This is a genomic window from uncultured Apibacter sp., assembly GCF_946479295.1.
Classification (GTDB): domain Bacteria; phylum Bacteroidota; class Bacteroidia; order Flavobacteriales; family Weeksellaceae; genus Apibacter.
This window is the reverse complement of sequence record NZ_CAMLFD010000014.1, coordinates 56585-67093: the sequence shown is the minus strand read 5'-3', so window position 1 is coordinate 67093 and position 10509 is coordinate 56585. Positions and strand designations below refer to the sequence as shown.

9 protein-coding genes are annotated in these 10509 nt (G+C 30.4%); 4 read left to right on the top strand and 5 right to left on the bottom strand.

Annotated features, from left to right (window positions below):
* The first annotated feature begins 184 nt into the window (after positions 1-184).
* From radA to Q0T35_RS08915, 3 genes are all read left to right on the top strand, one after another.
* Positions 185-1540 carry a DNA repair protein RadA gene (radA, locus tag Q0T35_RS08925; protein ID WP_295842651.1) on the top strand — a complete coding sequence of 452 codons (1356 nt, stop codon included), beginning with the start codon at positions 185-187 and terminating at the stop codon, positions 1538-1540.
* Positions 1541-1800: 260 nt separating this feature from the next.
* The gene (locus Q0T35_RS08920; RefSeq protein WP_295842650.1) at positions 1801-2670 is read left to right on the top strand and encodes a peptidoglycan DD-metalloendopeptidase family protein; all 870 of its coding nucleotides are present in this window, start codon (positions 1801-1803) and stop codon (positions 2668-2670) included.
* A gap of 17 nt (positions 2671-2687) precedes the next feature.
* Positions 2688-3074: a polymer-forming cytoskeletal protein gene (locus Q0T35_RS08915; protein ID WP_293917068.1), complete on the top strand. Its 387-nt coding sequence runs from the start codon at positions 2688-2690 to the stop codon at positions 3072-3074.
* A 62-nt stretch (positions 3075-3136) separates the two neighbouring features.
* On the opposite strand, the gene Q0T35_RS08910 is transcribed toward Q0T35_RS08915, so the two are convergent.
* Positions 3137-4405 carry an NAD(P)/FAD-dependent oxidoreductase gene (locus Q0T35_RS08910; RefSeq protein WP_293917069.1) on the bottom strand — a complete coding sequence of 423 codons (1269 nt, stop codon included), beginning with the start codon at positions 4403-4405 and terminating at the stop codon, positions 3137-3139.
* Between the two features lie 166 nt (positions 4406-4571).
* Here Q0T35_RS08910 and Q0T35_RS08905 point away from each other — a divergent pair, with 166 nt between their 5' ends.
* On the top strand, positions 4572-5144 hold the full coding sequence (locus tag Q0T35_RS08905) for a DUF3109 family protein (protein WP_295842648.1): 573 nt from the start codon (positions 4572-4574) through the stop codon (positions 5142-5144).
* Between the two features lie 12 nt (positions 5145-5156).
* On the opposite strand, the gene Q0T35_RS08900 is transcribed toward Q0T35_RS08905, so the two are convergent.
* From Q0T35_RS08900 to Q0T35_RS08885, 4 genes are read right to left on the bottom strand one after another with little or no spacing between them, the layout of a single operon-like run.
* Positions 5157-5678, bottom strand: a complete 522-nt coding sequence (locus Q0T35_RS08900; protein WP_295842646.1) for a thioredoxin family protein — start codon at positions 5676-5678, stop codon at positions 5157-5159.
* 1 nt (position 5679) lies between these two features.
* Positions 5680-6408 carry an LPS export ABC transporter ATP-binding protein gene (gene lptB, locus Q0T35_RS08895; RefSeq protein WP_293917074.1) on the bottom strand — a complete coding sequence of 243 codons (729 nt, stop codon included), beginning with the start codon at positions 6406-6408 and terminating at the stop codon, positions 5680-5682.
* 60 nt (positions 6409-6468) lie between these two features.
* Entirely contained in the window at positions 6469-7617 is a 1149-nt protein-coding gene (locus tag Q0T35_RS08890) for a HAMP domain-containing sensor histidine kinase (protein ID WP_295842644.1), read from the bottom strand.
* Positions 7618-7668: 51 nt separating this feature from the next.
* Entirely contained in the window at positions 7669-10506 is a 2838-nt protein-coding gene (locus Q0T35_RS08885; protein ID WP_295842642.1) for a BamA/TamA family outer membrane protein, read from the bottom strand.
* Between the last annotated feature and the right edge of the window lie 3 nt (positions 10507-10509).

The window sequence follows — 10509 nt, the reverse complement described above, 5'->3', positions numbered from 1 at the left end:
TACTATTCTTATTTCCCTTTTTTATAACTCAATTTTTTCCTCCCATCCCTCACTCATCCCTTTAATTCTTCCCCCATTCATATTTATATTATATCTTATTCTTTTATTATTTTAGGATGTTAGACTATATATAGTAATTTAATAAAGACTATCTTTGTATTAAATGTAATACACATCTATAATTATGGCTAAGGCTAAAACTACTTTCTTTTGTCAAAATTGCGGAACACAATATTCTCAATGGCTAGGTCAATGCAAAGTATGTAGTGAATGGAATACCATTGTTGAAGAGATTATCGATAAAGGCCCGAATAATTCTTTGTCTTATGATGGTTCTCCTATTAATAAGAATAAAATATATAAAATACATGAAATAGAAGCAAAAGATGAATATCGTATCTTATCAAATGATTCGGAATTAGACCATTTATTGGGGGGAGGAATCGTTCCCGGTAGTGTAATATTAATTGGAGGCGAACCCGGAATTGGTAAGTCCACTCTTTTGTTGCAAATTTCTTTACAAATACCTAGAAAAGTTCTATATGTTTCCGGCGAGGAAAGTAGTAATCAAATAAAAATGAGGTCGGATCGACTTTCCATTACAAACTCCGAATGTTATATTTTAACTGAAACTTCGACCCAAAAGATTTTAAAAAAAGCTCATGAACTAAATCCTGAACTCTTGGTTATAGACTCAATCCAAACTCTTCATTCTTCTTATATAGAGTCATCACCCGGAAGTATATCTCAAATTAGAGAATGCGCCTCCGAATTGATTAAGTTTGCTAAGGAAACATCTACGCCTGTATTTTTAATTGGACATATAACTAAAGAGGGATCTATTGCCGGTCCTAAAATTTTAGAGCACATGGTTGATGTGGTCCTTCAGTTCGAAGGAGATCGAAATTATGTATATCGTCTTTTACGTGCAAATAAAAATAGATATGGCTCTACTTCTGAACTTGGAATTTATGAAATGCTTACTTCAGGATTGCGTCAAGTAAAAAATCCATCTGAAATTTTAATATCTAAAAAAGATGAAAGTTTGTCGGGAAATGCAATCGCTGTTACATTGGAAGGCTTACGCCCTATGTTGGTTGAAATTCAAGCATTGGTATCAACAGCTGTTTATGGAACTCCCCAACGGGTTACGACGGGTTTTGATGTAAAACGGTTAAATATGTTGTTAGCTGTTCTAGAGAAAAGAGCAGGTTTTCATTTGGGAACTAAGGATGTATTTTTAAATGTTACTGGAGGTATACGAGTGGATGATCCTGCTATAGATCTAGCCGTTATCTGTTCTATTCTATCTTCTAATGAGGATATTTCTTTGCCTGATAATTGTTTGTTTGCAGGTGAAATAGGACTCAGTGGTGAAATAAGGGCTGTTAATCGTGTTGAACAGAGAATTACCGAAGCCGAAAAGCTTGGTTATGATGTTATTTTCATTTCTAAGTATAATAAGATTGATTATAAGAAATATAATATCAGGATTGAATTAGTTTCTAAAGTTGAAGATGTTTATAGATTATTGTTTTAATTGAATTTAATTGAAAATACTAGTACATTCAATTAATGGTAATTTTTTAACGTTATTTTGTTTTATTTAATGTGATTTTTTTAGTGATATTTAATTAATCTAATCAAAGAGATTTATTCTTATATAGTTTATTATCTTAGCGGCAGATTTAATTTTGTTTTAATTTTATTAATTTAATGTTAAACACACTGTTTAAATGTAACTTATAGTTTTTATTTTTTTTATATTTGTTGCACTACCACTATAATTATACTAAAACTATGAATAAAGATACATCAAAATATTCTACTATAATTATTACTGATAAGAACTCTTTTGAATCAAGAATTTTTTCCGTGAAAAACAAGCATATTAAAAATTTCTTTCTTTATAAAAAGATAATTTTATTGTCTTTTATAGTCATATTTTGTCTTGTTGCCGGATTGATTAGTTATGTAAGCTATGTTTATAATCAAAAAGAAGATTTACATGTTAAAATTTCTAATCTTGAGAGCAAATTGGATTCTAAAAAACTTAATGAAATGATTCTAAATCTTAATGAGGCTGAAAAGTCGTTGATTAAGATCGAAAAATATCTCAAAGATCGTCAGGTTAAAACGCTACCAACTTCCGAAATTAAATTAAATAATACTGATAATATGGGGGGAGAATATTATCCTGTCAACGATTCTAACTTAAATTTGATTGAGAATAAAAAAGAAAGAATTTCTGACATTTTAAAAAAAATACAATATGTCCCTATAGGTCTTCCTCATATTGGAAGAATTACTTCTAATTTTGGCGTAAGAGGTAATCCAATGAAAAAAGGAACAGGTTCTGAATTTCATCCGGGTTTAGATATTGCCGGTAATATTGGGGATCCTATTCATGTTACAGCTAATGGCGTAGTTATTTTTGCAAATGTTAGAGGTGGTTATGGAAACTGCATCATTATAAAACATAATTTTGGATACGAAACTTTATATGGTCATTTATCCAAGATTAATGTTAAAGAAGGACAGACTGTAAAAGCTGGAGACGTTATTGGTCAACTAGGAAGTACCGGACGCTCAACAGGACCTCATGTTCATTACGAAATTATATACAATAAAGAAAAAGAAAATCCTAATAATTATTTAGATATAAATTAATTAAAAAATAAACTACTATGTTCAAAAAAAAAGTTACTGCTCTTGATATATCTACGGATAATATTACCACTATTATTGCCGAAGATTGTAAAGTTGAAGGAAGTATAGAATGTAAAGAATTTATAAGAATTGATGGTCAAGCATTAGGGGATATAAATAGCTTATCCGGATTGGTTATAGGCCAGAATGGAAATATTAAAGGAGATATTAGAACCAAAGAACTTATTGTATACGGCAAGATTGAAGGAGATATCTATGTTGATAATTTAAGCCTAAAAAATTCGGGTACGATCATTGGAAACATGTTAGTAAAAAGTTTCCAAGTTGAAAATGGTGCCTCATATAAAGGCACCGTAAGTATGGAACAAAATTCAAGTTCTATATCTAATGAGGATGTTTCATAGCTTTAGGGTTTTATAAAAAACCCTAAAGCTATGATTAATAAAGAAAATTTAAAATTTTCGTTTTAGGATTTTTTATCTCCTATTTTATAGGCACTTCCTAATGAGGAATTTTTAGATATATATATGGTTAACCAGCGATATAATGTATTCAGCCTGTTACCTATAGAAACTAACGATATAAGGTGTATGGATGACCAAATAACCCATGCGGGAAATCCTTTTAGAAATAAGGTGGGATGTATAAGATCGGCTACAGCCTTATTTCTTCCAATAACCGCCATGGACCCTTTATCTTTATAACGAAACTCTTTTAGTTTTTGATTATTATTAGTTATTTGTTTCTTTAAATTATCTGCTAAGTTTTTCCCTTGTTGCATTGCTACTTGCGCAAGTTGAGGATGTCCTCCGGAAAAATTCGGATCGGCAGTCATTATACAGGTATCTCCAACAGCATAAATATTTGAAAATCCTTGAACTTTATTATAGGCATCTACTTGCATACGTCTTCCTCTTCCATAAACTTCTTTAGGTATTCCTTCAAAAATTCTTGAAGTAACCCCTGCTGTCCAAATGATAGTTTTGGTTTCTATTTTTTCACCATTGGAGAAATAAATCGCATTTTCATCACAATCTTTAACTTGTGTATTTATCAAAATTTTAACTCCTAATTTATCAAGAGCATGATATGCTTCTTTATGAGACTTATCACTCATGGGACCGAGAAGTGCAGGACTACCCTCAACTAAATATACTTGAATTTGTCCTTTTAAATCTTTATAATCAACATTTTCAATGTAATTGATAATTTCTCGAATTACTCCGGCTATTTCAACTCCTGCCGGCCCTCCACCGGTTATAACTAGAGATAAAAATCTTTTCTTTTCTTCTAAATCAGTCTCTCTGCTAGCTGCTTCTAATCTTTCTAGAAGTATATTTCTCAGTAGTAATGCATCGTTTAAAGTTTTCATTGGAAAGGCATACTTTTCCAAATTTCCCATTCCGAAATAATTACTTTGGGTTCCCGTTGCTAAAATAAGAATATCATACTCTAATTCTCCATTAGACAATATTACTTTATTTTCATCTGGTTTTATTTCCAATAATTCACCTAGTCGGAACTTGACATTCTTTTTATGTCTGATAAATCTTCGGAAGGGATAGCTTATTGCTGCAGGGTCCAATATACTGGAACTTACTTGGTATATTAATGGCGGAAAAAAATTATAATTATTTTTATCAACTAAGGTAATTTCAAAATTAGAGTTGTTGGCTAACCTGGTAATAATGTTAATTCCAGCAAAACCTCCACCTATTAATACTATTTTTTTCATAATTTGCATTAAAAAATTAATTTAACGTATTGTTGCAAACACATTTATTTCTCAAGAACACTAAAAATGTATAGCATACATTTTATCAAAGTTAAAATTTTTTTATAATTTTATTTAAACTTTTAATAAAAATTTAATGCTATCTTTGAATTTATTTTCATAAAATATGATTCAGATAGAAGATACTATAATTTCTTTAGATGTTTTTCACAAGCAATTTATTTGTAATCTTAACAAATGTAAAGGGATATGTTGTGTTGAGGGGGATTCGGGGGCTCCTCTCGATGAGGAGGAACTTTCAATCCTTGAAGATATTTATATTCATGTATCTCCTTACCTAAGAAAGGAAGGGAGAAAGGCCATTGAACAAGAGGGTAAATATACTACGGATCTTGATGACGATTATGTAACGCCCTTAATTGAGGGTAGAGAATGTGCCTATGTAATATATGATGAGAATAATGCTGCAAAATGTGCCATTGAAAAAGCTTATGAGGATGGTAAAATAAATTTTAAAAAGCCCATATCTTGTCATTTATATCCTGTACGCCTGCAAAAATTGAGAAAATATATCGCAGTTAATTATGATGAATGGTATATATGTAAGGATGCTTGCTCTCTGGGTAAAGAACTTAATGTTAAAGTATTCGAATTTTTGAAGGAACCTTTAATAAGAAAATTCGGTGAAAATTGGTACAATCAATTGATTGAAGCCGAAAAACTTCTGGAAATTCAATAAATTTGCTTGTATTTATTTTTCAAGTAAACTATTGATAGTATTCTGAAGTTCGATATCGCTGGCAGCTATAGCATAATATTTTGCTATAGTACCATTTTGATCTAGGACCATATAACGAGGTATCCAATTTAATTCAATATATTCTGTAAATGAGTTTTTCCAACCTGATGAAAACCAATAATTATCGCCGGAATTTAATTCATATTTACTAATACTTTTTTTCCACGTATCGAAATTCTTATCTAATGATAAATAAATAAAATCAACTTTCTTATTTTTTTCTTTAAGCTCATTCGAATTAGACATTTCCAAAAGACAATCTCTACACCACGATGCCCAAAACTTGATTACCATTATTTTTCCCCTATGTTTGTCAATTATAGATTGTATCGTTATTTCATTGTTATCTGTATCAATGACTTCTTGCTGTAAAGCCTCTTGAGAGAATTCCGTTTTGGAAATTTGCGGAATTTGTTGACTAAAAATTATGGTATTAAAAATACCTAAAAATATAGCTGTTACAATTGTTTTCATTTTATATTTTTTCAAATCTGAAATTTTCACCCAGATATACTTGACGAACTACCGGATCATTTGCTAGCTCTTCGGGATATCCTTCTTTCAAAATATTTCCTTCAAACATTATATAAGTCCTGTTTGTAATAGCAAGTGTTTGTTGAACATTGTGATCTGTTATCAATATTCCTATATTTTTATTAACTAATGAGCGAACTACTTTTTGTATATCCTCTACTGCTATAGGGTCTACACCTGCAAAGGGTTCATCTAATAAAATAAATTTAGGGTCTGTAGCTAAACAGCGCGCTATTTCACAACGTCTTCTTTCTCCTCCTGATAGTAAGTCTCCTCTATTTTTTCTAACATGTTCTAAACCGAATTCTTCTATAAGCGAATCAGCCTTTTTTTTCCGTTCTTTTCTTGAAAGTTTGGTCATTTCCAACACCCCGACAATATTATCTTCTACGGATAATTTTCTAAATATAGATGCTTCTTGGGCTAAATAACCAATTCCTTTCTGTGCTCTTTTATACATAGCATCTCGGGTTATATTGATCTTATCCAAAAAAACATTACCTTGTGTAGGCTTTATTAATCCTACAATCATATAGAAGGATGTTGTTTTTCCTGCACCGTTAGGTCCTAATAACCCTACTATTTCGCCTTGTTTTACATTTAATGAAACATCTTTGACTACTCTTTTGTTTCCGTATGTTTTTATTAAATGTTCTCCTCGTAAAATCATAAGTTCAAAAGTAATTAAAATGCTACGTTTTTACCTATCACTTTTTAAAATTTTTATAAATTATTTTTTCAAAATAATCCTAAAGGTTGTCCCTTTATTAATTTGGGAATTTTGAACAAAAATTTTACCATAATGATAATCCTTAATAATCCTCTTAGCCAGCGATAATCCTAAACCCCACCCTCTTTTTTTAGTGGTAAAACCGGGTTTAAATATTTTTTTTAAATTTTTAGACTCTATTCCTGTTCCTTCATCAGAAATGTCTATAAAAATGTTTTTTTTATTATCTTGAATTTGAAATTTGATTTTTCCTTCTCCTTTCATAGCATCGGCTGAATTCTTGATGAGGTTTTCAATAACCCAACTAAATAAAGTGTGATTCAATGAGAGATAAATAGGATATTCGGGAGCTTGGAATTCAAAAATAATTTGTTTTGACATTCTTTTCTTTAGATACATAAATGCTTGGCGGGAAACCTCTACAATATCTTCTTTGTTGAGTGAAGGAGTCGAGCCTATTTTTGAAAATCTCTCCGTTATGCTTTGCAATCGATGTACATCTCTTTCTATATTCCGTACCGGTTTTTGATCTATATTTTCCCCTTTTAATATTTCTAACCATCCCATTATCGAAGAAAGCGGCGTACCAATTTGATGTGCAGTCTCTTTAGCCATGCCTGCCCAAAGTAAGCCCTGTTCTGTCTTTTTTATGGTTTTAAAGTACCAATAAGTAAACCATACAAATAATACTATTAATATTATTAATACAAATGGATAATATCTTAGCTGATTTAGAAGTACTGAATTTTTAAAATATACATATTGATTGCCAAAAGGTAAATTAATAAGAATGGGATTGTATGATTCCTCCATTTCATTCAACTCATTTTTTAACTTTAATGGATCGGAAATAATTTTTTTATTAACATTCTTGGAATCAATATAATTTCCTTTCTGATCTACTAATATAACGGGGATGGTTGTATTTTGTTCAATAAGCTGTACCAAAAAGAATTGTGTGTTCGGAGGAATTTCCGTTTCTGTGTTTAATAATTCCAAGGTTTTAGCATAATTGGCAATCTTTACAGATTCTTCATTTTTTAATTCTTCTACTTTACTGTTAGAAAAAAGTATAATAAACAATGCCACACAAAGTGCTAATGTATATCCAGCCCAATTTCGTAATCTAACGCTTTTAAAAAATTTCATTATCAGAATTTGCTTTCATATATTAAACGTATACGAAATTTATTTATTAATTTAGAAAGGGTAATCAATAGCAAAATTAACTTGTGGCTTAAGCAAATTAATATATTTAAAGTACCAACGATCGTTTTCATCCCTTCTGGGATCATGAAATTTATAGGCAAAATCAAATCGTATAATGAAATTGCTTATATCCCAACGAATTCCCCATCCTCCTCCTATTCCCAATTCTTTATAAAAAGATTTTATATCAAACTTGTTAAGAGAATTTTTGTTAATTCCCCAGACATTTCCTGCATCTGTGAATAAAGCTCCTTCAAATCCTTTACTTGGTAAAGGAAACCTATATTCAAGCTGAGTTAATAACTTAAAATTATCAATAGCTATTAATTCATATCCATTTTTTCCTCCTAATTTTGATGTTCCCGGACCGAAACCGAACGCTTTCCAAGCACGCACATCACTGGGGCCGCCTACAGAATAACTTCGGTCGAACGGCATACTGAAAGAATTTCCGTAAGGTATCCCAATTCCGCTAAAAAGTCTTGCATTAAATGATCTTTTGCCAGTAAAAATCCAGAATTTTCTAAGGTCTATATCAAATTTGACATATTGTGAATACGGAACACCAAATATTTGTTTTATAGTCTTATTATTGGATGTGGTAAAGTCTTTGAGCGTTTTATTAAATAATGACAACATATTACCCGCCAATTCTACTTGCGCTTTCATATAAAATGGATGTTTTCCGGTAAAATACCCTAATCTTTGGTCATAGGTAAAATCATATTTGAATGATGAAATCAATACATTTTGTGTAAATCGGTATCGTCTAAATTCCATTAGATCATAGCTGTTCGCAAGATTCAAATCCGTTGTTCTTAAATAATCTTGAAAATCTATATTATTTTGTATTTGAAATAATAAATCATTGTCATTATGATTTTTCTCGTATTCTTCTTTAGCGGATGGATATTGTTTAAAGTATAAACTATAGACATCATCTCTTACTCTACTATCTTGTTCGTATATATTAAAATAGTTATTCGGATTTAAAAACTGTGTATACTGTAAGTTCCATAAAGTAATTTGATGTATTGTTGATCGTGTTGGATTAAAATTATATAATAATCCTGTATTGTAGCTTCGTTTATCTAATCCTATATTGTATTGTGCATTATATCCCACTGAAATAGCGGAAGAAGGTCCCCATGCTTTCGGGATAATGTTTTTTGCATTGATAGGCAATATAAGTTTAGGAAAAGACAAACTTGCCTGTACTGAAAGTTCGGAAGCGTTAAAGAGTTTATTATTGTTCTTTTTTGATTGAATATTTCCTAATGAACCTCCAAAGCTGACACTTAAGTTCTCTGCTCCACCGAATAGGTTTTTTGCTGTAAAGGTAAGGTTTGGAGTAATTCCAAAATTTGCAACGCCTGATGTAAATGCCTCAAATCCTAATTCATAGGAATATTTATCCATAGGTGAAAGAATAATATTGGAGATTAAGGTAGAATCTGAATCTTTTTCCGGAACGGTATTAAAGCCTAAGATATTAAAATTATTTACTTTATATATATTTCTTCTGGTACGAGTTTCCGCATTTAAGTTATATGAATGCCCTTTTTCAATGGCCAACATATCTGCTAAAACTCTATTTTTGTATTTATCCCCTAAATGGTTTACAATAAACGCAATGGTATCTTTTACCATAACTTTAGTTTTCTTGCCATCTACCAGCTTGACCCATTTTTTATTGGTTACATAAAAGCTAGAATCCACAGTAGAGGTTGTTTTTTCATCGGCTTCATTATCTATAAGAGATACGTTTATTTTATTATATTTAAATCTTTTAAATTTATGTACTAAAGAATCCTTTTTAATGGTATCACCCTTTTGATTGGTTGTAACATCTCCTAGTTGACTTTTTTTGATTGATAATTTTACTGAAACATCATAAACATTTTTGGCTGTATCTACATAATAGATCACTTCATCTTTAAGTTCATTAAAACGATAATAGCCCATATTTTTAAATCGATTTTCTAAACGAGAAATCTCATTTTCAATCACATAAGCATCTAACCTATCCCCTCTCTTCACTAATGAACCTCTACTGAAAAAATTCGAAATATATTCTTCTTTTGATAATTCTCCTGATTGTGATTTTCGAGTTCCAGCTTGTCTTCTTCTATTCAAATAACGATGGTATAAATCGTCTTTCATTTCATCGGCAATATCATATATAATAGTATCCATGATCATGGGACGACCTAGTCGAATAGTATATTGTACATGGGCTTTTTTTCCTGATGTAATAATGGTGTCACTAACATTTGATTTTCTCCATCCCCTGTTTTTAAAATATTGTTCTATATTTTTTGATGAAGTTTTTGATATCACAGTATCCACTAAAACGGGTGCTTCTCCATTATTATAAAAGAAACGGTCAAACCATCTTGATTTGCCCACATATTTTTGTAATTTATACTTGATATAAAGAGAATCAAGCAATTTTTGTTTTCTTTGTTTCTGACCTACTTGATAATATTCCGCATATATTGAATCAAATGCCGGATTTGATAAATCATAAAGCCATAGCCCCAGCGGAACTGTGAAGAGTATTTTTTTATTGGACTTTTGTTTTACATAATCATCTAATTCATCCTCAAATGGTTCCTTGTATTGATTAAGGATTTCTTTCCCGTTTTTATTTAAAAATGGATTTCCGTATTTATCCAAATATGGTTTTCCTTTTTTATCAACATATTTATACTTATTATCAATGAATAAATGTCCATTTTTAGGTACTTTATTAGTTCTACATGAAAAAATGAGAAACAGTTGAACAAAAATCAATAATTTTACTATAATATTGTATCTTAATTTCATTTT